Raw genomic sequence first — 23,664 nt, 5'->3', positions numbered from 1 at the left:
TAGCACCACTATCGGTGCTGTAGCGAAGACACCAGCATGGCAAGGCCCGCGAGGGTCAGCAGACCCAGCACTACCCTGCGGAAGGCTGCATCGCTGATGCGTTGGTAGAGTCGCCCGCCCCAGATGGAAGGCAGCAGCATGGCAGGCAGCGCGACGGCCAACAGTGGCAGCATCCGAAAAGTGACGAAGCCGGTGGCCACATAGCTGGCAAAGGTGACGGACAGCATGGTGAGGTTGAAGTTCTGGATCACCTGGCGCTGCCGGTCGCGGGCCATGCCCAGCAGTTGGCACCACAGAGTGGGCACAACCCCCGAGAAGCCGCCCAGGGCGGCCATCACGCCTCCTGCCAGCCCCGCTGCTCCGTTGGCGATGTGCAGCACGGCCCCCTGCATGCAGCGCCAGTCGGCGATGCGTGGCAGCCGGTGTGCAAAAGCCATGAGGGGGCAGAAAACCACCAGCAGCACGCCCAGGACGGTCTTGAACAGCTGTGCATTCAGCAGAGGCAGCAGGCGCAGCCCGAGCGGCAGTCCGCACAGCCCTCCCAGTACAAAGGGCCACAGCATGCGCCAGTCAAAGCCGCGCCGCACACTGAAAGCCTGGATGATCTGCCCGGTGAGGCCGCCAAAGACGGCCAGAGCGGCGGCAAGCGTGGGCTCCAGCGTCCATGCCCACAGTGCCATCGCCGTCATGCTGTAGCCAAAGCCGGACAGGCCCTGCACAAAGCCCGCGAGGGCCGCTCCCAGGATGATGACTATGATTTCCATAGCTGGTAGCGCTTATCAATTAAGCGCCAGAGGCTCTTTTTAATGAAAACGATAAAAGAAAACGGCCCGCAGGGCGTGTGGGCCGTTTGTCATCTTAGTAGCTGGCGCGCAGGAGCGCTGTAGCCACTGTAACCATCAGGACTCGTAGTCGGCCAGCGGCACGCAGCTGCAGAACAGGTTGCGGTCACCGTAGACGTTGTCCACCCGGCCCACGGGGCTCCAGTACTTGGCGCGGCGCAGGTGGGGCACAGGGTAGGCGGCGGCTTCGCGGCTGTAGCTATGGTTCCACTCGGCAGTCAGCAGGGTTTCGGCGGTGTGAGGCGCGTTCTTGAGCGGATTGTCGTCCTGCGGCAGCTGGCCTGCTTCGATCTGGGCGATTTCGCCGCGAATGGCGATCATCGCGTTGATGAAGCGGTCCAGCTCGTGCAGGCTTTCGCTTTCGGTCGGCTCCACCATTAAGGTATTGGGAACGGGGAACGACAGCGTAGGCGCGTGGAAGCCATAGTCGATCAGGCGCTTGGCCACGTCTTCGGCCATCACGCCGCAGGTTTCCTTGAAGTGGCGCAGATCCAGAATGCATTCATGCGCCACGTGGCCGTGTTCGCCTGCGTACAGCGTGGGGAAATGGTCCTTGAGGCGTGCGCTGATGTAGTTGGCGTTCAGGATGGCGGTCTCGGTGGCCAGTTTCAGGCCGGGCTCACCCATCATGCGGATGTACATCCAGCTGATAGGCAGCACGGCAGCATTGCCCAGCGGCGCGGCGCTGACGGCGCCTACCTTGCCGGGAATGCCTGCCGTGGCGTGGCCAGGCAGGAAGGGAACCAGGTCTTCCACCACGCAGACAGGGCCGACGCCGGGGCCGCCGCCACCGTGCGGAATGCAGAAGGTCTTGTGCAGGTTCAGGTGGCTCACATCGCCACCGAACTCTCCGGGCGCCGCCAGGCCCACCTGGGCGTTCATGTTGGCGCCGTCCACATAGACGCGGCCACCATGGCTGTGCACCAGCTCGCACAGCTCCTTCACCTGGGTCTCGAACACGCCGTGTGTGCTAGGGTAGGTGATCATGATGCAGGCCAGATTGGCGCTGTGCTTTTCGCAGGCCAGCTTCAGGTCTGCCATGTCCACGTTGCCGTTGTCATCGCACTTGGTGACGACCACCTGCAGGCCCACCATCTGCGCGCTGGCAGGGTTGGTGCCGTGGGCGCTGCTGGGAATCAGACAGATATTGCGATGCGCTTCGCCCTTGGACGCATGGTAGGCCTTGATGGCCAGCAAACCGGCGTATTCGCCCTGCGAGCCCGCATTGGGCTGCAGACTGATGCCTGCGTAACCGGTGGCCTGGCACAGCCATTGGCGCAACTGCGCGTCCAGCTCGGCGTAGCCTTGCAACTGGTTGGCAGGCGCGAAGGGGTGCACGTTGGCGAACTCGGGCCAGGTGATGGGGATCATCTCGCTGGTGGCATTGAGCTTCATGGTGCACGAGCCCAGCGGAATCATGCTGCGGTCCAGTGCCAGGTCCTTGTCGCTCAGGCTGCGGATATAGCGCAGCATGGCGGTTTCGGAATGGTGGGCGTTGAAGACCGGGTGCGTCAGGTAGCTGCTCGTACGTTGCAATTCCTGCGGGATCAGCGAGGTGGCTCCCTGGTCCATCGCGTCGATGGAGGGCAGGGTGGCGCCTTCCTGGGCGAAGATGCTCCAGATCAGTTCCACATCGGCGCGCGTCGTGGTTTCGTCCAGGCTGATGCAGATGTATTCGTTCCAGGCCTTGCGCAGGTTGGCGCCCTTGGCCAGGGCCCGGGCGAGGATTGCATCCGTGGCGTCCTTGGTGTGCAGCGACAGCGTGTCAAAGGCGGTGTCGTGGTGGTGGGCGCTGAAACCCAGCTGCGCCAGGCCGCGGCTCAGGATTGCCGTGAAGCGCGCCACGCGCTGGGCGATGCGCTTCAAGCCCGCCGGGCCGTGGTAGACCGCATACATGCTGGCGATGACGGCCGGCAGCACCTGCGCCGTACAGATGTTGGAGGTGGCCTTTTCGCGGCGGATGTGCTGCTCGCGCGTCTGCAGTGCCAGACGGTAGGCGGGTTTGCCGTGCACATCGACGCTGACGCCCACAAGGCGACCGGGCAGCGAGCGCTTGTAGTCGTCCCGGCAGGCCATGAAGGCGGCGTGCGGGCCGCCGGCGCCCATGGGCATGCCAAAGCGCTGGCTGTTGCCCACCACGATATCGGCACCCCATTCGCCGGGTGGCGTGAGCAGGGTCAGCGCCAGCAGGTCGGTGGCCACAATCGCGGCAGCCTGCTTGGCGTGGATGGCGTCCACATCGGCCTTCCAGTCGACAATCCAGCCGCTGGAGGCGGGGTACTGGATCACGGCAGCGAAGAAGTCGCCTGCCATCGCGGCTTCCCACTCTTCCTTGCTGTTGGCCACGAGCACCTCGATGCCCAGCGGCTGGGCGCGGGTGTGGATGACTTCGATGGTCTGCGGGTGCACATCGCCCGCGAGCACGATGCGGTTGCTCTTGGATTTGACCGAGCGCTTGGCCAGGGTCATGGCTTCTGCTGCGGCAGTGGCCTCGTCGAGCATCGACGCATTGGCGATCGGCATGCCGGTGAGGTCGCACACCATGGTCTGGAAATTGACCAGCGCTTCCATGCGGCCCTGCGAGATTTCGGCCTGGTAAGGCGTGTAGGCGGTGTACCAGGCGGGGTTCTCCAGGATGTTGCGCAGAATCACGCCGGGTGTGAAGGTGCCGTAGTAGCCCTGGCCGATGAAACTCTTGAGCACCTGGTTCCTGCCTGCGATGGCCTTGAGCTCGGCGAGCGCCGCCGCTTCGGTCACGGGCGCGGGCAGATCCATGGGCTTGGCGCGGGCGATGGAGGCCGGCACCACATCGCGGATCAAGGCGTCCAGGCTGGGTTTGCCGATGACTGCCAGCATGGTCTGCTGGTCATTGGCGTCAGGGCCGATGTGGCGGGGGATGAATTCGGTGGCGTTTTCCAGCGCGGCCAGGGGCTCTTTGGAGGACATCAGCATGGTGGGAATCCAGATGTTTGTGCTTGAAAGTGCCACTAGCGCAGGATAGGCGGGCGGAAGCAGCTATGAATATGTGAGTGAAAGCATTGGCAGCATGTACGCATGCTGCCAATGCAAGTGGCCAGGGTTTACGAGTTGGCAGCGAAGTCGTTGTAGGCGGTTTCGTCCAGCAGGGCGTCGAGCTGCGATGCATCGGCAAGCTTGACCTTGAAGAACCAGCCTGCGCCCAGTGGGTCGCTGTTGGCGAGCGATGGGTCGTTGCGCAGTTCCTCGTTCACTTCGACGATCTCGCCGGTCACCGGCATGTACACATCGGCGGCGGCCTTCACGGACTCGACCACACCGGCCACATCGCCCTGGTTGAACGAGGCGCCCACTTCGGGCAACTCGACAAACACCACATCGCCCAGCGCGTCCTGGGCGTGCACGGTGATGCCGACAACAGCGGCGCCAGCGTCAGCGGCGTTGATCCATTCGTGGTCGCGGGAGAACTTGATCGTCATAGGAAAACTCCAGTTGGTATGCGTGAATCTGATGTCCGGAACGGCGCGCAACAGCGCACGCCAGCAGCTACTTTAGCCGCGGAAATAGTTGGGGGCCACGAATGGCATCGTCACCACCTCGACCGGCACCGGCTTGCCGCGCACCATCGCGTTCAGGCGGGTGCCGATGGCTGCAAAGGCTGGCTCCACATAGGCCATGGCAATGGGCTTGTCGATGGTGGGGCCGAGCAGGCCGCTGGTGGTGGCACCGATGGCCTTGCCATCGGGCGTGCAGATTTCCACCTGTTCGCGCACGGGAATGCGCTCCTGTGCAATCAGGCCCACGCGCTTGCGGGGCAGCGTCGCGGGGTTGTCAATCTGTGCAAGTACCTTCTCGGCCCCGGGAAAGCCGCCAGCACGTGCGCCACCGGTGCGGCGAACCTTCTGAATCGCCCAGTTCAGGCCTGCCTCGGGGGGCGTGGTGGTGGTGTCCAGATCGCTGCCGTACAGGCACAGGCCGGCTTCCAGGCGCAGCGAGTTGCGGGCACCCAGGCCAATCGGCTTGACCTCGGGTTGGGCCAGCAGCAGGCGCGCCAGCGCCTGGGCCTGGTCGCCTGCAACCGAGATTTCAAAACCGTCTTCGCCGGTATAGCCGCTGCGGGTGATGAAGCAGGGGATGCCTTTCACATCGAAGTTGCCCCCCGTCATGAAGACCAGCTTTTCAACGCCGGGCGCCAGACGTGAGAGGGCGGTTACCGCCTGCGGGCCCTGCAGTGCCAGCAGGCCGTGGCTGGGCATGGGCTCGACCTGGCAGCGGGTGCCGATACGGGCCTGGATGTGGGCAATGTCGGCCACCTTGCAGGCGCCGTTGACGATGACGAACAGCTCATCCTGCGAGACGCGGAAGAACATCAGATCGTCCAGAATGCCGCCGTCGTCGTTCAGCAGCAGGCCGTAGCGCTGCTTGCCGACCGCCAGATCGATCACATCCACGGGCATCAGGGTTTCAAAGGCGGCAGCGGCGTCGGGGCCAACCAGGCGCAACTGACCCATGTGCGACACATCGAAGAGGCCTGCGGCACTGCGCGTGTGCTTGTGCTCGGCGATCAGGCCATCGGGGTATTGCACAGGCATGGAATAGCCGGCAAATGGCACCATGCGGGCGCCCAGCTCAAGGTGCAGGGCATTCAATGGCGTGGAGAGCAGAGCGGCGGAAGCAGAGGCGGACATGAAAACTCCAGGGCAAATAACAATGCCACGCAGCTGTTGCCAGCCGCATGCTGTTTGCCCTGCTGTCCGCTTTACCTGAGAGATTCACCCCGCACCTTCGAGGCGTGGGGGGCTTGCTCCTTCGGTGGATGGTGTCTTGGCACCATCTCTCTCCAGCTGGGGACGCTGGCGGCGCTAAGGCCTGCATCAGCGTGTGCCAGTCCTTTTGCCTGAGCGTTCGGCATCGAAGCCTGCGCCTTCGGCGGCCTTGCTGCCCGGTTGGGGCGAAGACTCTCTCCTGACTGCCGCGATTTTACCGGTAAACGCGGCATATCCCAAAAGCACGCCCATAATTTTGTGACAGGGCAGCTGCATGCGTTCTATGCAAAAAAACGCCCGGCTTGCCGGGCGTTTTCATTTTGTCAGCAGATTCTCTGCCTGCGTCGGGCCAGTGCAGCAATGGCTATGCCAAGCCCCGCCAAGCTCCACAGTGCGTTGGCCGGTACTGGAGCAGGCTTGGGCGCTGCTGGATCGGGCGGGGGCATCACTGCATCTGCGGTCATGTAGTTGACCGTAGCGACATCGTCCTCCGGCATCAGATCCTTCACGGCCACTTCGGTTGCGCCGTCATTCAACAGGGCCTTGGCTGGCGAACCTTGCAGCGCCACGGTCGCGACATTCTTGAATGAGCCTGACCGCAACAGGTTGCCGGTGATGGTGCAGTTGACGATTGCACCGCGCTCCATGTCGGTGATGGGCAACTGCAACTCGTTGTTTGCCCCTGCAATACTGCCCAGCAGCGAGCCGGTGGGAACGGTGGCATTGCCGGTGCTCACACGGCAAGACGCGGCAGTGGCCTTGAAATCAGGGCCCAAGGCGTCCTTGGCGATGGCCTGGCGTACCGTTTTAGGACCGTCTGGCGAGGTATTGTTGGCAAACTGCAGATCAAACACCACCGGAGTAGCCAGATCGGGCACTTCCATGGGGGTTACCCGCTTGTTGGTCGTAAGGTTGACGCAATAAGGCGCATTGGGCAACACATTGATCTGTGTAGCCTGCAGGTTGGCATTGCTGGGCGACTGGATGTAGGAAGGGCCAAAGGTGTAGCCGTCGGTAGATACGGACACTACGCTGAAGGCGGCCTGATTCTGCAGTGCATCGTTTTGCTGCATGCATTGCAGATTGCTATCAATTTTAAAGCGAAGTGCGATCTGCATCACAGCCTTGGTACCCCATTTCACATGGATGTTCTGGCTGACCGAGGGCGTGAAGTATGGGCGATACGGCTGTATGGGGTTGTTGGGCGGAATGCAGTTGCCGTTGCTGTCTTGGCAACTGATCCATTCCATCTGCAGCTGCAAGGCGTTGGCGGGTGCAGGCGTTGGCATGTTGCCCTTTGCGAGCAGTACCGTGTCGTATACGTTGAAGTCAATCCCATCACGGTTGGAGCCCGCGGGCGCGGTGTCCTGGCTCAAGTCGACAGTCAGTTCGTAGATGGCGACATCGCCGTCCTGCTCAATCAGGTTGCTGGCCTTGGCGAGGCCTGTCTTGTCCTGAACAGACAGAAGCTTCTTGTCTGCCTTCACGTTCAGATTGACTGCCGTGCAATCCCTGCCTTGGGTAGAAAGAGCTATTGGAAACGAGAATGAAACCGTGCTGCTGTCGCTGCCTGACCCGTCCCACTGCAGGTTGACGCCATCAGCCGTGACGGCCCAGGTGGCAGTGTTGGCAAGCGCGGGGCTGCCGCACAGGGGGGCCTTGAACGAGCGCCAGTATTTGATGGTGACGCTCTCACCCGCCTGCATCACTTCATTGCCAAAGCCCGTGGTGTTGGTGTTGAGGAAGGTGTTGACATTGGTGCCAGCCTGCGACGAAGCTCCGGAGAAACCAAGCGCTTGGCAAATGGCGCTGCCGGCACCATCCACGCTGCTCGCGCAACTGGTCAGGCCGCCATCGGAGCCACTGGGCACGATCTGTGGCGACCAACTGCCTTCCCAGTCGCTCCATTTGCTGGCAATGGCGCCCAGCGAGACCGGTGTTGCAGACTTGTTGGTATAGGTGACCGTGAATTCAATCGGCGCGTTGTAGGCGTTGCCGATCCAATGCGTTGCATCGTTGGGGTCCTGCGTGGCGCCGCCAGTGATTTTTTTGTCGACCGCGAGCGTGATGTTCGATTGCGTCACTGCAAACGGGTTTTCACTGGTATTGGTCGATGGCGTGGTTTCAGTATCTCCGCTGCCTGCAGCCATCGATGACCGCATCAGATAAGCGGAATCTGCCTTGGTGGGTGTGACACTGAGCACGTAATTGCATTGCTGCCTGTTCAGCATCAAGGGAAGGGTGGCGCTCATGGTTTCGCCGCCTGCGGTGGTGCCTGCGGGAACAGGGCTGAAGGCCGATGCGGCAGGGCAACTGGGCGCATTGCCACTGGCTGCGGTCAGCGCAACGGATGTGACGTTGGCCGGGAGCACAATGCTGCCCCTTGCGTTGGTGGCCGTGCCATTGATATTGGAGAAACTGACATTGAGCTGGTAAGGCACAAAGGTCTGCGCCGGAACGTTCGAGGCAACCGGTTCTATATTGGTGACCAGATCGACATTGGCGGCATGCGCGGCGGGCGCAAGCACGCTTGCCGAGGCTAACAGGCCCAGGGCCACCCATTGCGAGTGTGAAGCGGCAGGCGTTCTGCAGCGGTGTGGAAGACTAGCTCTCATCCATCCCTCTCTATCGATAGTTTAAGACAAACGAAAATTAAATTTCGATGTTTAAAAATTATAATGTCGAAATGAAGATGCGCTCCTGTTGACACAAATTCATACTTTGTGTGAAAGATTTTTTGACAATTCGTGCCGAACGCCAGAGGGCAGCATGAAAAAAGCCGCGTCCATTGACGCGGCTTGCTGTGGAGCAAAGAGGGAAATATCAGCGGTACACGAGATCGCGCAGACCCAGTGAGATGCCGGGCACATAGGTGATGACCATCAGGCACAGCAGGATCACCCCGACAAACGGCAGCAGGTACTTGATGATCTGGTCGAGCGAGATCTTGGCCACAGTGCAGGCGGCAAACAGGTTCACGCCAAAGGGCGGCGTGATCATGCCCAGCGCCAGGTTCACCACCATGATCAGGCCGAAGTGCACCGGGTCGATGCCAAAGTGCTGGGCAACGGGCGCCAGGATGGGCGCAAGCACGATGATGGCTGCGCTGGTCTCGATGAACATGCCGATGACGAAGAGGGCTGCGTTCACGCCCAGCAGGAACATGGCAGGGCTTTGCAGTACCTGTTCCAGCCAGTGGCCGATGATTTCTGGAACGCCGGCGCGCGTGATCAGAAAGGCAAACAGCCCGGCGTTGGCGATGATGAACATGATGATGGCCGACGAGATGGCCGATTTGCGGAAGATGGCGTACAGGTCCTTGATCTTGATTTCACGGTAGATCAGCATGCCCACCACCAGCGCATAGAACACCGCCACCGCCGATGCTTCGGTCGGCGTGAATACGCCGCCGTAGATGCCGCCCAGAATGATGACCGGCATCAAGAGCGCCCAACCTGCCTGCAGCGTGGCCTTGCCAAAGCCCAGGCGGCCTTCACCGTCGTTCTTGCCCCAGCCCTTGTACTTGCAATATGCCCAGACAAAGACCATCAGCGCGGCGCTGATGAGCAGGCCCGGGCCGAAACCGGCAATGAACAACTCGCCAATCGATACCTCGGCGCTCACGCCATACAGAATCATTGGAATCGATGGCGGAATGATCACCCCCAGCTCGGCGCTGGTTGCCTGCAGCGCTGCGGCATAGCTCCTGGGGTAGCCGTGCTTGATGAGGGCGGGGATCAGGATGGCGCCAATGGCAAACGTGGTGGCGACCGACGAGCCCGAGACCGCGGCAAAGATCATGCAGGTCAGCACGCAGGTCATGGGCAGGCCACCCTGCACGCCGCCGACGATGCTCTTGGCGAACTCCACCAGCCGGCGCGAGATGCCGCCGGTCTCCATCAGGTTGCCAGCCAGAATGAAAAACGGAATGGCCGCCAGCGGAAACTTGTTGATCGCGCCGAACATCTCCTTGACCGAGATGAGCATGTTGGCGTTGCTGGCCTGGATGCCCAGCATCGAGGCGAGGCCAATCGAGACAGCGACGGAGACGGTGAGCGCAAAGCACAGCACCATCGTGGAAAGCATCACGGCGGTCATTGCGCGTTCTCCAGTTCGGTATTCTTGGGGTCCAGCAGGTTGCCGATGACGCCGATCACGGCAAACACGCCGCCGATCGGCATGGCCACATAGGCCCAGAACATGGACAGCGATTCGAGCCCGGCCATGGTCTGCACGCCGCCGCGCCGGGCGTAGTCCCAGCCCCACCAGATGATCACGGCCAGAAGTGCCAGCGTGGCAATGCACACCAGCCAGTCCAGCACGCGGCCAAAGGCGGGCGGGCTCCAGCGGCGCAGAACGTCAACGCTCACCATGGCGCCCTGGCGAAACGCCATGGGAATGGCCAGGAACACCATCCATATCAGGCTGAAACGGATCAGTACCTCGGTCCATTCGGCGGGTTCCTCCAGCACGAAACGGGTCAGGATCTGGAACATGCCGAGGGTGGAGGCAACGGCGAGCATCAGGCAGGCGACCGCCATCGCAAAGCCTGATGTCCAGCGCTCCAGGGCAAGAAATGCGTTTTTCATGGTGTTCGAAAGCGCAGGCCTGCGTGGGCAGTGCGTGGGCTCTCTCCTCCAGTTTCTTAACAAAAAACAGCTGTTTGCGCTCAACAGTCAAGCGCAAGCAGCTATCAAAATGAGAGTAATCGATAGGGGCCGCCGGCCTGTGCACAGGAGCGGCCCCCGGCCCGGGCTTACTTGTAGTCGCGGATACGGTCGAGGTTGGCCTTGCCAAACTGCTTCTCGAAGTCTGCGTTGGTCTTGGTGAGCGCGGCGACAAACTTGGCCTTGTCCACGTTCTCGATCACCTGCATGCCCTTGCTGCGCAGTTCTGCCACGCCGTTGGCGTCATCCTGGTCCACGCGGGCGCGGTTGGCCTTGGTCGCTTCCTGGGCCGCCTCCACAAAAGCTTTCTTGTCGTCGGCGCTCAGCTTGTCGTAGGCGCCCTTGTTCATCACCAGAATGCAGGGCGAGTAGACGTGGCCGGTGAGCGACAGGTGCTTCTGCACCTGGTCGAACTTGGCCGAGGTGATCACCGGCAGCGGGTTCTCCTGGCCGTCCACCGTGCCTTGCTGCAGTGCGGTAAATACCTCGGGGAAGGCCATCGGCGTGGTGATGATGCCCAGCGCCTTGTAGGCCTGGATATGCACCGGATTTTCCATGGTGCGCATCTTCAGGCCCTTGGTGTCGTCGGGGCTGTTGATGGCGCGCTTGGAGTTGGTCATGTGGCGAAAGCCGTTTTCTGCCCAGGCCAGGGCCTTGAAGCCCTTGGAATCAAACTTGCCGAGCAGCTCCTGCCCGATGGGGCCATCGAGCACGGCTCGGGCATGCGCCTTGTCGCGGAAGAGGAAGGGCACGTCGAGGATCTTGGTCTCGGGCACGAAGTTGGGCACGGGGCCGCTGGAGCTGAAGGCCAGCTCCTGGGTGCCCAGTTGCACGGCTTCGATGGATTCACGCTCACCGCCCAGCGAACCGTTGTAGAAGGTCTGCACCTTGTAGCGGCCGCCGGTGCGCTTTTCCACCTCTTTGGCAAAGGTGTCAATGGCCACGCCCTGGTGTGAATTCTGCGCCACCGAGATGCTGATGCGCATGGTGGTCTGAGCGCTGGCAACACTGCCTGCCATCAGACCCACGGCCAATCCCACACCCCAAGCCAGTTTCTTCATCTGCATGATCTTGTCTCCTCGGCCTCGCCGATTGATCGTTATTGCCATCTGCGGAATGTCCGCGCGAGCTTTGCATTGTGGACAAAGCAGCGTGAATCCATATTGGGGTTTTTATGATGCTGCGGTGCAGCGTTGAAGAGCAGAAGAGGCGAAAATCGCTAAGTGCTTGATAGCATGGGATTTAGGTGTTGCGCTGCCTGAAACGGATTTCATCCTGGCTGTCGCAGGGTGGACAGCCGCTTGCGGTCGATCCCAATAATGAAAAAGGCGCCAGTGTCTGCTGGCGCCGGGAAGAGCGAGAGGTATCGCAGAGGCGGTTACATGCCCTGGCCCAGGTCGGAGATGAGCTGCGCCGACAGGTACAGGCGGCGCGCGATGGGCTCGGTCAGCACGTATTCGGCCAGGTTGGAGTGGTAGTTGGCACCGGGCAGACCCAGGCCTTCAATCACCGGCTTGCCGGAGAGGGCAGCGTAGGCCGCGTCCGATCCGCCGCCGCCGCGCGTGGTGTACATCTGCGATTTGCCGCCTACGTCGGCATAGATGGTGATGGCCTTCTGGATGAGCTTGACGCCGTCATCGGTGGCATTGAAGGCCGGGCGGCCGCGGGTCAGGTTGATGTCGATGGTGGCACCGGGCACGTGGGGCGTGGCAGCTGCCTTGTCCAGCATGCCCTTCATCAGCTCCAGGTCCTCGTTCTTGCCGTAGCGCACATCGGCGTTGACAACGGCCTTGTCCGGGATGATGTTGGTGGCGGTGCCGCCGGCGGTCATGGTGGTCCAGTTGAAGCCGCGCTCCTTGGACTTGTCCTGAACATCCTGCGTGCGCAGTACCAGGGCCGATGCCTCGGTCAGCGCGTTGATGCCCGCTTCAGGTGCCACACCCGCGTGCGATGCCTTGCCGTGCACAACGGCCTGTACATAGGCAATGCCCGAGGTGGCCGTGCCAAAGCCTTCTTCGAGGCCCGAGGGCTCGTACGACAGCACATAGTCATGGGCAGCAGCGAGCTTCTGGATCAGGTCGCGCGAGCCGAAGGAGCCTTTTTCCTCATCGGTGTTGAACATCACGGTGATGGTCTTGAACTTGCTGAAGTTCTGCGCCTTGAGCAAGCCCAGGCTGTGCAGGATGACGGCGATGCCTCCCTTGGCATCGGCAATGCCTGCGCCATAGGCCTTGTCGCCCTCGACCTTGAACGGAGCCGTGGCCAGGATGCCGCGCGCATACACGGTGTCCATGTGTGCCATCAAAAGCAGGCTCTTGGTGCCGCTGCCCTGGAAGGTGCCGACGATGTTGTCGCCCACCACGCCTGCTTCTGCCTTGTGGCGCACGACGTTGGCGCCCAGCGCCTGCAGGCGGGCTTCGAGGTAGTTGCCCATCTGCGGAATGCCGACCGCGTCATTGGTGCCGGTTTCGATGTTGACCAGTTCCTGCAGCGTCTTGAGGACCGCCGCCTTCTCGGCCTGCGAAGCCTGGTCGAGCGTGGCGTTGTAGCTGATGGAGGCTGCGCTGCTGTCGGAGCAGCCCGATACGGTCAAGGAAAGCGCCGCAGCAGCGGCGATGGCCAGCAAGGTTTTTTTCATGGCAATCAAAAGGGTGGGGAAGGGGGCGCGGTGAGCGCGCTGCGTTTACCGCCCAATTGTTGCTGGAATGTGAACAGCGCCAAGCCAAGGCTGTCACGGCAGAGACCGCCTCAGCCGCCTGCGTGCTGGCGCCATCATCCCCCGATGGCCGCCAGGCGCTCGGGTGTACCCACATCCACCCAGACCCCGTCATAGCGACTGGCACCGCAACGCCCCGCCAGCATGGCCGCACGCAACTGGTTGACCAGGGGCATCTTCAGGCCCTGTGGGTTGCCGGTCGGAATGTCGCAGAACGGTGGCGCGAACAGTTCCTTTTTCAGCAGGGCGACAGAGCAGTAGGTCAGGCGCGGCCGGCCGTCGTCTGCGGCAGGGGTCTCGGCACGGCCTGCATAGGCACGGCCGGTATAGGCGCGGCCAGCAAAGGCGCGGCCAGCATCGGCGCGGCCATCCTCCGTCAGCACAAAGTCCCCCTTGGGGTGGTGTGGCGCGTTGGGCACCAACCACAGGTGGGCCAGGTCACTCGACTGGGCAAAGCGCTGGCGCAGAGCCTCATCAAATGGGAAACCGGGGATGAATACATCGCCTGATACCAGCCAGAACGCATCATCGAGCAGCGGCAGCGCGCGGCTGATACCGCCGGTGGTTTCAATGCCGCCGCCAAAGTCCAGGTCTTCGCGCGAGTAGCGGATCTGCACGGCATGCCCGTCCATGTCGGTCGTGGCAGGCCAGGCATCCGCCACTTGCTGGCCCAGCCAGCCGGTGTTGATGACGATGCGGTCCACACCGACTGCGGCCAGTTGCTCCAGGCTGTGCTGCATCAGCGGTTTGCCAAGCACCGGCAAAAGCGGCTTGGGCGTGTGATCGGTGAGCGGGCGCATGCGTTCGCCCCGGCCTGCGGCCAGCACCATGGCCTGGGCACGGAATTCGGTGGTGGATGACATGGTTATCTGCAAAAGTGGCTCTGGCGCTTGCCCGTAGGGCGCAGCAAGCTATCAAAATTATAGAGCCTCCGATAGGGAGGCTCTGTGTGGATGGGGGTGGGCGCTCAGCCTTTCCAGGTGAAGGGAAACTTCAGCTGCTTGAGGAACCCGTTGGGCACATAGTCCCCCAGCACGCCGTAGGCCTGGGGCCAGAGCTTGTCGCTCTTGACTGCGGTGCCAAACAGGTAGTCCAGAAAGGCAAAGTGCGCCGCATAGTTCTTGTCCAGCGCCTCCTGGTCCTGGCTGTGGTGCCAGTGGTGGAAGTTGGGCGTGACGATGATGTAGCGCAGCGGCCCCAGGCGCACGCTCACGTTCGCGTGGTTGAACACGGCCTGGAAGCCGACGATGATGATGTAGGCATCAATCACTTCCTTCGAAAAACCCAGCACATAGATGGGGGCCAGCACCAGGGTGCGGGTGATCAGCAGCTCCAGGATATGCTGGCGCGAACCGGCCAGCCAGTCCATGCTCTTGACGCTGTGGTGCACGGCGTGAATGCGCCACAAGAGCGGCACCTCGTGGTAGGCACGGTGTGTCCAGTACTGCACCAGATCGGCCACAAGGATGATCAGGAACAGCGACACCCAGAAGTTCAGGTTGGCCACCCAGCCACGGATACCGTCGTTGGCGGCCCAGCCAAACAGCTTGTGCACCATCAGATTGGTGGCCAGCAGAATGAAGCCCACCACCATGTGGTTGACGAGAAAGTGGTGGAAGTCGGTTTGCCATTCGGGGCGGAACACCGGCTGATCCTTGCGCAGTGCAAACAGCTTCTCGATGAAGATGAAGATCAGCGAACTGCCCAGTAGATCGAGGATGAACCAGTCCAGGCCAATATAGGGTGTGTTGGTGGCAAATTCGCCCACCGGCACCTTGTGGCCGCCCAGCAGCGCCGACAGCACCACCAGCCCGAAAGCCGACGCAGCCAGCCAGCGCACACGGCCAAGCACGATCAGTGCCACCGACAGGCCGCCTGAGATCACCATGCACCAGAACAGCAGCTGCCGCATGACATCCACGTTATAGCTGCGGCGCAGCTCGGGTGTCGTCAGGTACTGCGGAAAGTGAAATGCCATGACCCCCAGAAAACACAGTGCCGCCAGGATGAGGGCGATCACCCCTGCCACCATCCCCTTGCCAGCCTGCAGGGAGCCGTGGCTTTCAGACAGATCATTGAGTCGCTTGAACATAGCTGCTTCGTTGTCGTTTGTGATTTGGCGCCACTATGCCACGGGCAGCAGCTGTAGGACAGAATGCCGTGGTCCTCTAATTGCAACAGTTCTGTTACGTCCGGGGAGCGGACCTGGAGCCTGCAGGAACACTGTTGACGGCGTGCAACAGCTGCAAAACAACTCGCCCCCACGGCAGCGGTAACTGCCTGGGGGCGGGCGGTGAGAGGGACTGCCGGTAAGCAGGCTCTGCAAGAAAGCGGCTTCGGTAAAAGTGTTTCGATGCCCAAAGTATGGGCCTGGGTCGCTGGGAAGAATTTTTGTTTTGTCTGATAATTTTCATAAAATCAGAAAAAAATTCTTATCAATGAACGATGGTGGAAAAATATGCTGCTTGATCGTCTGGATCGAAAAATTCTTGCGGTGCTGCAGTCCAACAGCCGCGCCAGCCTGCAGGACATCGGCCATGCCGTGGGGTTGAGCTCCTCGCCTTGCTGGGGCCGCATCAAGAAGCTGGAGGAGGCGGGCGTGATTGAAGGCTATACCGTGCGGCTGAACTCACAGGCCCTGGGCCTGGGTGATACGGTGCTGGTGCAGGTCACGCTCGACAGCCACTCGGACAACACGCTGGAGAAGTTTGGCGAAATGCTGGCCACCATCCCCGAGGTGGTGGAGGCGCACCTCGTCTCCGGCGAGTACGACTACCTGCTGCGGGTGGTGGTGAAAGACACGCGCGATTACGAGCGCCTGCTGCGCGAGAAGCTCTACAAGATCAAGGGCATCCGTCACAGCCAGTCGAGCTTCGTGTTGCGGACGCTGAAAAAGGCAGATCTGCCACTGGGTGTGTGAACGGGCCCATGGCGGTTTGAGAGCTGCCAACGTCACCTGGCAGCCTTGCGGCGGCGACGGATGTCATGCGGTGCCAGACAGTGCCGCGTCAGGCCGGGCCATGTCAGGCGGTGTCACGGGCAATGCCAATGCATGACGAGACTTGGCGTCCCCAACCAGGCGTCCCCAACTAGGCGTCCCCAACGAAGCAATGGCGTATCGGTGGTAGTGCGACGGGTCGCAATGGCAAGCGTCTTTCATAGCCCCTGCCTTGCTGTGCGTAAGAAAATCCGAGAATATAAAGAATGTGATTTTCTTTTTTAAAAGAGAATTTCTGAAAATATCAATAATGCATGTGTAAAATCAATAATAAAAAATCTGCATGAGTTTATTGATTTACCATGTATGCCTCGATGCATTATACAAATACTCTATTAAATTATTTCCTGTCAGAATGAATGTTGCAACTTCTTCCATTGTGTGTTAGGCCGCAATGAGTGTTGTAAGGCTTATTGGGTATAAGTGTAAACAAATGTTGTTTTAAGATTTTTTAAAATTACTAAGTCTTCTCGTGAAGACTATTGGTCTGGATAATTGTGCTTCCTGAAGAGCCAGTGAGAGATCTTCGGGGGGCGCACTTCCATTGGAATGTTGGGTATTTGATTTCTGCACGCAGTTAATATATGTGGAAATCGTGGATTGTGCATTTTTATTTATTTTTGGAGAGGCCTTTATACAAAGATAAAGGATCGGTTCCATGGCACAAAAAAATCCACTTTTCAGTATTTTGTTGACGGCTGCTCAATATATTTTTTCTGCGCTGGTGCTGGTAACGTCACCATTGCACGCCTGGGCGCAGACAGCCGATGTACAAATCACCAAATTCGGCCCTTCGTCGGGTATCGGTGGTACAGGTTTTACATATGCCCTGGAAATGGATAACAACGGCCAGGATGCCGCCAATGGTGCGAGCTTCCAGGATCCATTGCCGGCCGGGGTTACCAATGTGCAGGCGACATGTACATTGGCAACGGGTGGCGCGGTATGCCCCGCCGATTTGTCGGTCGTCAATGGAACGGTGTCTGGCACGCTGTCGACATTTCCCAACCTGGGCAAGGTGCGGGTGGAGATCACAGGCCGGTTCGGTGTCACCGGCCCGACCACGTTGACGAATACGGCCACGATCAGCCCGCCCGCCGGTGTGACGGACCCCTTGCCCAATTCGAACACCAGCTCCGTCAGCACCGCCATGCGCTACGAGGTGGACCTGGAGGTTACCAAGTCGCAGAGTACAGACACCTACCAATCTGGCGTGCCCCTCACTTACACCATCAGGCTCACCAATAACGGGCCGGGCGCCGCAGACGGCGTGGTGTTGTGGGATACGCTCTCCAACAGCTTCATCAGCCATATCGCGGCCGATCTGGTGTTCAACCAGTGCACGGCAACCGGCGGCGCGCAGTGCCCGGACAACGCAAGTTTTCCCAACCGTTCCGGGCAGGGCAGCTACAGCCCGGTGTTCAACGCCACCATTCCGGCGCTGCCACCGGGCGGCGCCGTGACGGTGACCTACACCATGACACCCTATCTGCTGCCGAATGCCGCCTGCGGCAGGCCTGCCGGGCAGCTGTTCAACACCGCTTCGATCCAGTTGCTCGACGGGATGAATGACACCAGCCCCAACAACAACCAGCAAGCGGCCATCCTGCAGGTGCCCGGCACGCCCCCTTGCCGGCAGACAGACTTGCAGGTGCTCAAGACCCAGGACCCGGTCACGCCACAGATGGGAGACCTCGTCACCTACACCATGGTGCTGACCAATGCGGGGCCAGAGGCTGCCGACGGCGCGTACATCTCCGACGTGATCAGAACCCACGGCGGCTCTGCCGCATATTTCGATGCGACAGCGCAGTTCCAAAGCTGCGTGGCGGATTTCGGCGCGGTATGCCCTGCGAATTCCGAATTCCTCAATCCATCGGGCAATGCGTCAGGCGCCACGCTGTTCAATACGCAGGTGCCGGTCCTGCCGGTCAACGGGCGCCTCACCATCGTCTATGAGGTGCAGACGCGCATCAATGCCCCGATTCCATGCGGCAGAACGCTTGGGGGGCTGAACAACGAGTTCGCTGCGAATCCGCCAGACGGCCTGGAGGACTCCAATACCGGCAACAATTTTGTGTCAGTGCCCATCATCGTCCCAGCAACGCCGGATTGCCCGAGAACCGATCTTGCAGTGACCAAGACACAAAGCTCCGACGCCTACCAGCCGGGCGTTCCTGTCACCTACACCGTGACGGTGACCAACAAGGGGCCCAACCCGGCCGATGGCGCCAGCATCGCCGATCGCCTGATCCCTTTTGAGCTGGGTTCAAGCCTCGATGTGCAGTCATCGGTGATCAATTGCTCGGCGGCCAATGGCGCCGTGTGCCCGGATGCATCGGCCTTTCCTGCGCCATATTCAGGCAGCATCAGCGGCTTTTCCTTGCCCTTCCAGGCCGCGGTTCCCAAGCTGCCCGTCGGCGGCTCGCTGACGATCACCTATTCGCTGACCTATGGCTACTCGCAAAGCGGCTGCAACTGGCCTTCGGGTTATCTGGTCAATGAGTTTTCTGCAGGACCGCCCGATGGCACGGATGAGCAGACACCTTCGGACAACGTTGCCACCGTGACCATGTCGCGTTTCAGTTGCTCCAACGTCTCGGTCAACAAATCGGTGGCGCCGGTTACGGCCAATCGCGGCGCCATGGTGACGTATTCCGTGGATGTCTACAACGCCGGCCCCTCCGATACCGCCAATGTGCTGTTCTCCGATCCGCTGCCCCAGGGCGTGACTTTCGTTGATGCAGCATGCTCCGTGCTGACGGCTCCGGCTGCCTGCGGTGCTTCGGTGAATTACGATGCAGCAACGCGCACGGTCAGCAGCACCATTGCATCCCTGGGCAACGGGGGGGCGGTGCAGTTCGTGATCCGCACCACTGCAGGCTATCTGCCCGGAACCTACACCAATACCGGCTATGCCGCCGTGGCTTCCGGCGTGGTCGATCCCATCCTGGCCTCCAACGAGAGCCATGTGAATCTGCAGATCTTCAACACCAGTACGGCCCGGACGGTGACCAAGGTGATCGAAGGCCTGACCACGGGTCTGGCCAGCCCGATGACCTTCACCGGCACCATGGTGTGCGGCTCGCAGCCTGCGCAGGCCTGGTCGGCCACTGTGCCTGCGGGCGCCACCAGCGGCACCAGCACCCCGCTTTCTTTCTTTGACGGCGACACCTGCACCGCAACCGAAGACACCCCGCCAGCAGCACCTACAGGCTACATCTGGGTGGGAACGCCCGAGGTCAGCGCGCAGAATACGGGCTTTACAGTCACCAACCGGGTGCAGCGCCAGACCGGTGGGCTGCAACTGACCAAGCGGATCACCGGAGATGCGGCAGCCGTGGCTTCGGTCAATGGCACATTCGATTTCTCGCTGGACTGCGGTGTGGACGGTGTGCGCACTGCCAGCATTGCCGTGGTCAATGGCCAGACGGCCTCGGTCAGCCTGGCGGCGCTGCCCGCCAATGCCTCCTGCACGATCACCGAAACCGGCAAGGCCGCTGCGCCAGCCAAGTTCAATTGGGGAGCACCAAGCTACACCGGCAATCCGGTTGTCGTTCCCACAGGGGGCAATGCACAGGCCGAAGTGATCAACCCGCTGACCGGCGGTGGTGATGGCGGCGGGGACAATGGCGACGGTGGTGGCGATGGTGGTAGCAAGCCCACACCAAAGCCGGTTCCGGCGGGCGGGCCCCTGGGGTATCTGCTGCTGGCGCTGATGGTGGGCTGGTTGGGGGCCTGCTGTGCCTCACGCCAGCGCCGCATTTGATCGCTTGCTATAGATATAGAGACTGCAAGCACATTCCAGGCATGCCCGGCTGCATCAGCAGCTGGGCATGTTCGCTAATGAAGGGCGAATGCGTCTGCCATGGCCGCCCGAAAGCGCTGTGAAGACTGTGAAGGGCGGATTCAATCCTCGAACGCCTGCTGGCCCAGGGTCTGGGCCACGTAGTCCACAAAGCAGGTGATGCGTGCCGCAAGGGCGGTGTTGCGGTAGTAGACCGCATGGATGGATTGGCGCACGTCCAATGTCTGCGCTGCAAAGAGCTGCACGAGCTGGCCACTGCGGCGGTCCTCGCGCGTCATGAAATCCGACAGACTGGCAATGCCCAGGCCTGCAAGGGCCATGTGCCTGAGCGTTTCTCCGCTGGATGAGCTAATCGCGGGCTGGATGTGCAGGGCGTTGCCATCGACACCGCGCAGCGGCCAGTCATTCAGTGACTCGGGCTGGGTAAAGCCCAGCAAGGTGTACGGCGCGCCCGGCTGGGTGAGCTGTGCGGGCTCGGCCGGCATGCCGTGGCGCTCCAGATAGGCGGGGCTCGCGAGCACCCGCACGCGGCTGGTGCCGATGGGGCGGGCGTGCAGGGTGGAGTCCTTCAGCACCCCGATGCGGAATGCCACATCGGTGCGCTTTTCGATCAGGTCAATGATGCCCTCGTTGGAGTTGAGCTCGAGCTCCACCTCGGGGTAGCGCTTGCTGAACCCTTCGATCAGCGGCACCAGCACATGCAGCATGAAAGGCGTGGCCGCGTCCACCCGCAACCGACCCGCAGGCCGCACGCGGCGGGCGGCCATCTGCTCTTCGGCTTCGTCCACCAGGGACAGGATGGCCCGGGCACGCTGCAAAAAGGTGGCGCCTTCCTCGGTCAGTTCCAGCCTGCGCGTGGTGCGGCGCAGCAGGGTGGTCTGCAGCTTCTCCTCCAGCCGTCCCAGGGTGCGGCTCGTGGCAGAGATCGTCAGGCCGAGCAGTTCGGAGGCTGCCGTGATCGACCCCGTGTCCACCACGGCCGCAAAGGCTTGCAATTCATCGAGGGTGGTTTTCATTATTGATTTTTAATCAAGAGACATTGGTGAATAAGGGGCTTAATCTGCAAATATTAACCGGGCACACTGTCATCCATCAAGCGCGACGGCCCAACTGCAGCACGGCTGCATCCTGTCCTTTGCGTTCCATTCACCTGACTGAGGAGTCCTTTCATGAACCCTATCCCTTCCTTTGGCGTCGGCACGTTCCGCCTGACCGGCCAGACCGTCATCGATTCGGTGCGCAATGCGCTGGACGTGGGCTACCGCGCCATCGATACCGCGCAGATTTACGGCAACGAGGCCGAGGTTGGCCAGGCGATTGCCGAGAGCGGTGTGCCGCGTGCTGATCTTTTCGTGACCACCAAGATCTGGACCGACAACTACGGCAGGGCCAAGCTGGTGCCCAGCCTGCGTGAGAGCCTGAAAAAGCTGCGCACCGACCATGTGGACTTGACGCTGATCCATTGGCCTGCGCCGGGCAACGGCGTGGAACTGCCCGAATTCATGGAGGCGCTGGCCGAGGCCAAGGCGCTGGGCCTGACCCGCCAGATCGGCATCTCCAACTTCAATATCGAACTGGCGCGCCAGGCGATTGCTGCGGTGGGCAAGGGCGAAATTGCCACCAACCAGATCGAGCTGAGCCCCTATTTGCAGGGCCACAAGCTGACGGCTTTCCTCCAGGAGCAGGGCATCCAGGTGACCTCCTACATGACCCTGGCCTATGGCAAAGTGCTCAAGGATCCGGTGCTGGCCAGGATTGCCGACAAGCACCAGGCCACGGTGGCGCAGGTGGCGCTGGCCTGGGCACTGCAACTGGGTTATGCGGTGATTCCGTCGTCGACCAAGCGCGAAAACCTGGTCAGTAACCTGCTGGCTCGTGATCTGAAACTGGACGCCGAGGACATGGCCCTGATCGCGCCACTGGAGCGCAACGGCCGCGAAGTCAACCCCGAAGGCCTGGCACCAGCCTGGGACTGAGCGTTTGCAGGCGAGCCCACCCTGCAGTGAGGGCGGGCCCGCTGGAACTCAACGCAACCGCTGCAAGGAAGCAGACGGCTGCGTAGAGATCGTGAACACGTTCTTAAGCTGCGATCTTGGCAGCAAGGGTGGCGACCTTGGCGCCCTGGGCAAAGGCCAGATCCAGCTCGGGAGCGGAAGGCTGGCGCGAGCCGTCGGCGCCTGCCACGGTGGCGGCGCCGTAGGGCGAGCCGCCCTTGACTTGCGACAGGTCAAACTGCGAAGGCAGTCCAAAGCCAGCGGGCACGATCACCATGCCGTGGTGGGCCAGGGTGTTCCAGAACGAGGTGACGGTGGTTTCCTGGCCGCCCAGCGTGCCGGTGGAGGTGAACACGCTGCCAACCTTGCCTGCCAGCGCGCCCTTGGCCCAGAGGCCGCCGGTCTGGTCGAGAAAGCTGCGCATCTGGCCGCTCATGTTGCCAAAGCGAGTGGGGGTGCCGAAGATGATGGCATCGTAGTCGCCCAGCTCGGCAGGCGAGGCCACAGCGGCTGCCTGGTCCGTCTTTCCGCCGGCAGCCTTGAAAGCGTCTGCAGGCATGGTTTCGGGCACGCGCTTGACCGTCACCTCGGTGCCGGGCACGCTCTTGGCGCCTTCGGCAATCTTGGCGGCCATGGTTTCGATGTGACCGTACATGGAATGGTAGAGAACCAGAACTTTAGCCATTGCGATTTCCTTTGTGTGAGTGAGTGGCCGGCCCGGGAAGCGGGCACGGCGCCAGAACATGAAAACCACATGGACATGGACCTGCTTTTGGATGTCCGGCTCTGTGTGATTTCCTGAAACACAACTGTAGCCAGATCCACTGTGCGCAGTAGATGCGCGATTTGAACGCAGCGTTGCATGAATTTGAACGACGCGTGCGCTCTGGCGCCGAAACTCGTGCGTAAACCGGCTTACAGCGCTTGCTGGTAAAGCGCTTTAACTTTGAAATTAATAGCAAAAAGGGCGGGATGCCCCGGGGCACTGCAGGGCCCACACTGTTACCAGTGGCTGTGCGCCAAAAGCAGCGCGCCCAGCGCCTTGATCTTGGGGGAGGCATGGCGTGTGCGGGGGTAGACCAGGGAAAGCTCACGGCTGCGGCCTTCGAGCTGGGGCAGCACGCGCACCAGGCGCCCGCTGGCAATGTGCTCGCGCACGGCAAATTCCATGACCTGTGCAACGCCCAGCCCGGCCAAGGCGCCTTCAATCAGCGGGTCGCCGCTGTCAAAGCTGATGCTGACGGGCGGCAGCCAGTCTTCGGCCTTGCCTTCTGCCAGCTTGAACTGCCAGGGCACCAGAAAACCCCGGTAGTGGTTGTAGACGGAGAGGCAGCGGTGCTCGGCCAGCGCCTCCTGCGTCTGCGGCGTGCCGTGCCGGGCCAGATACTGCGGAGAGGCCACCGTCACCCAATGCAGCGGCGGCAGGCTGCGGGCGATCATGCGGCTGTCGGCCAGCGGGCCGATGCGCAGGGCCGCGTCAAAGCCCTCGTCCACCATGTCAACCAGCCGGTCGGTGAAGCTGGCATCAATCTGCAAGGCCGGGTATTGCTCCAGCAACTGGCCGAGGAGCGGTGTCAGCACTACGCGCCCCAGCACCGAGGGCGCCGTCATGCGCAGCACGCCCGTGGGCTCGCAGCGGCGGTCCAGCAGCAGCTTGCGGGCCTCGTCCAGGCCGGCGATCAGCTCGGCACTGCGGTCCACCAGCGTGCAGCCATCGGGGGTGAGCGAGACATTGCGCGTATTGCGGTGCAGCAGCCGGGTGCCGAGCTCAGCCTCCAGCTGTGCAATGGCGCGCGATATGCGCGACTGCGTCGTGCCCAGGCAGTGTGCAGCCTGGGTGAAGCTCTTCATCTCGGCCACCTTGACGAGCATGTGTACGGCATTCAGGTCCATGGCA

17 protein-coding genes and 2 riboswitches are annotated in these 23,664 nt (G+C 61.5%); of the genes, 3 read left to right on the top strand and 14 right to left on the bottom strand.

The annotated features are described in order from the left end of the window. Positions 1–8 precede the first annotated feature (8 nt). The 11 genes from LAD35_RS11695 to LAD35_RS11645 all read right to left on the bottom strand — a co-directional run bounded on the left by LAD35_RS11695 (position 9) and on the right by LAD35_RS11645 (position 15,059). Complete coding sequence (locus LAD35_RS11695) at positions 9–764, bottom strand: sulfite exporter TauE/SafE family protein (RefSeq protein WP_224149251.1); 756 nt, start codon at positions 762–764, stop codon at positions 9–11. A gap of 135 nt (positions 765–899) precedes the next feature. Continuing rightward, entirely contained in the window at positions 900–3,794 is a 2,895-nt protein-coding gene (gcvP, locus tag LAD35_RS11690; protein ID WP_224149250.1) for an aminomethyl-transferring glycine dehydrogenase, read from the bottom strand. A 128-nt stretch (positions 3,795–3,922) separates the two neighbouring features. Then, the gene (gene gcvH / locus LAD35_RS11685; protein WP_224149249.1) at positions 3,923–4,297 is read right to left on the bottom strand and encodes a glycine cleavage system protein GcvH; all 375 of its coding nucleotides are present in this window, start codon (positions 4,295–4,297) and stop codon (positions 3,923–3,925) included. Between the two features lie 72 nt (positions 4,298–4,369). Next, entirely contained in the window at positions 4,370–5,506 is a 1,137-nt protein-coding gene (gene gcvT / locus LAD35_RS11680; protein WP_224149248.1) for a glycine cleavage system aminomethyltransferase GcvT, read from the bottom strand. A gap of 52 nt (positions 5,507–5,558) precedes the next feature. Next, positions 5,559–5,672: riboswitch (glycine riboswitch) on the bottom strand. Between the two features lie 21 nt (positions 5,673–5,693). After that, positions 5,694–5,796: riboswitch (glycine riboswitch) on the bottom strand. Between the two features lie 111 nt (positions 5,797–5,907). Beyond that, positions 5,908–8,199, bottom strand: a complete 2,292-nt coding sequence (locus LAD35_RS11675) for a hypothetical protein (protein ID WP_224149247.1) — start codon at positions 8,197–8,199, stop codon at positions 5,908–5,910. A gap of 208 nt (positions 8,200–8,407) precedes the next feature. After that, positions 8,408–9,682 (bottom strand): TRAP transporter large permease, encoded by a 1,275-nt coding sequence (locus LAD35_RS11670; protein ID WP_224149246.1) that lies wholly within the window; start codon positions 9,680–9,682, stop codon positions 8,408–8,410. After that, on the bottom strand, positions 9,679–10,173 hold the full coding sequence (locus LAD35_RS11665) for a TRAP transporter small permease (RefSeq protein ID WP_224149245.1): 495 nt from the start codon (positions 10,171–10,173) through the stop codon (positions 9,679–9,681). Before LAD35_RS11665 ends, LAD35_RS11670 begins: the two co-directional genes overlap by 4 nt. Before the next feature lie 167 nt (positions 10,174–10,340). Then, on the bottom strand, positions 10,341–11,318 hold the full coding sequence (locus LAD35_RS11660; protein WP_224149244.1) for a TRAP transporter substrate-binding protein: 978 nt from the start codon (positions 11,316–11,318) through the stop codon (positions 10,341–10,343). A gap of 311 nt (positions 11,319–11,629) precedes the next feature. After that, positions 11,630–12,889 (bottom strand): glutamate carboxypeptidase, encoded by a 1,260-nt coding sequence (locus LAD35_RS11655; RefSeq protein ID WP_224149243.1) that lies wholly within the window; start codon positions 12,887–12,889, stop codon positions 11,630–11,632. A gap of 134 nt (positions 12,890–13,023) precedes the next feature. After that, entirely contained in the window at positions 13,024–13,830 is an 807-nt protein-coding gene (locus LAD35_RS11650; RefSeq protein WP_224149242.1) for a nucleotidyltransferase family protein, read from the bottom strand. Between the two features lie 104 nt (positions 13,831–13,934). Continuing rightward, a complete protein-coding gene (locus LAD35_RS11645; RefSeq protein WP_224149241.1) occupies positions 13,935–15,059 on the bottom strand; it encodes a sterol desaturase family protein in 1,125 nt (374 codons plus the stop codon). A gap of 366 nt (positions 15,060–15,425) precedes the next feature. Between LAD35_RS11645 and LAD35_RS11640 the strand changes: the two genes are divergently transcribed. Further along, positions 15,426–15,887: an Lrp/AsnC family transcriptional regulator gene (locus tag LAD35_RS11640; protein WP_224149240.1), complete on the top strand. Its 462-nt coding sequence runs from the start codon at positions 15,426–15,428 to the stop codon at positions 15,885–15,887. Between the two features lie 736 nt (positions 15,888–16,623). Next, positions 16,624–19,734, top strand: coding sequence for a DUF5979 domain-containing protein (locus LAD35_RS11635; protein WP_224149239.1), 3,111 nt, complete (start codon positions 16,624–16,626; stop codon positions 19,732–19,734). 140 nt (positions 19,735–19,874) lie between these two features. Here the strand turns inward: LAD35_RS11635 and LAD35_RS11630 are convergent, their stop codons facing one another. Beyond that, positions 19,875–20,789 (bottom strand): LysR family transcriptional regulator, encoded by a 915-nt coding sequence (locus tag LAD35_RS11630; RefSeq protein WP_224149238.1) that lies wholly within the window; start codon positions 20,787–20,789, stop codon positions 19,875–19,877. Between the two features lie 153 nt (positions 20,790–20,942). Here LAD35_RS11630 and dkgB point away from each other — a divergent pair, with 153 nt between their 5' ends. Continuing rightward, positions 20,943–21,749 carry a 2,5-didehydrogluconate reductase DkgB gene (gene dkgB, locus LAD35_RS11625; RefSeq protein ID WP_224149237.1) on the top strand — a complete coding sequence of 269 codons (807 nt, stop codon included), beginning with the start codon at positions 20,943–20,945 and terminating at the stop codon, positions 21,747–21,749. Between the two features lie 103 nt (positions 21,750–21,852). On the opposite strand, the gene wrbA is transcribed toward dkgB, so the two are convergent. Together wrbA and LAD35_RS11615 are read right to left on the bottom strand one after the other, a co-directional pair. After that, positions 21,853–22,452, bottom strand: a complete 600-nt coding sequence (gene wrbA, locus LAD35_RS11620) for an NAD(P)H:quinone oxidoreductase (protein ID WP_224149236.1) — start codon at positions 22,450–22,452, stop codon at positions 21,853–21,855. 317 nt (positions 22,453–22,769) lie between these two features. Next, positions 22,770–23,660, bottom strand: coding sequence for a LysR family transcriptional regulator (locus LAD35_RS11615; protein WP_224149235.1), 891 nt, complete (start codon positions 23,658–23,660; stop codon positions 22,770–22,772). Between the last annotated feature and the right edge of the window lie 4 nt (positions 23,661–23,664).

The sequence above is a fragment of the Comamonas odontotermitis genome, from assembly GCF_020080045.1.
In the GTDB taxonomy this organism is placed as follows: Bacteria; Pseudomonadota; Gammaproteobacteria; order Burkholderiales; family Burkholderiaceae_C; genus Comamonas; species Comamonas odontotermitis.
Note: the sequence above shows the minus strand (reverse complement) of the source record. Positions and strands in the feature narration are given on the sequence as shown.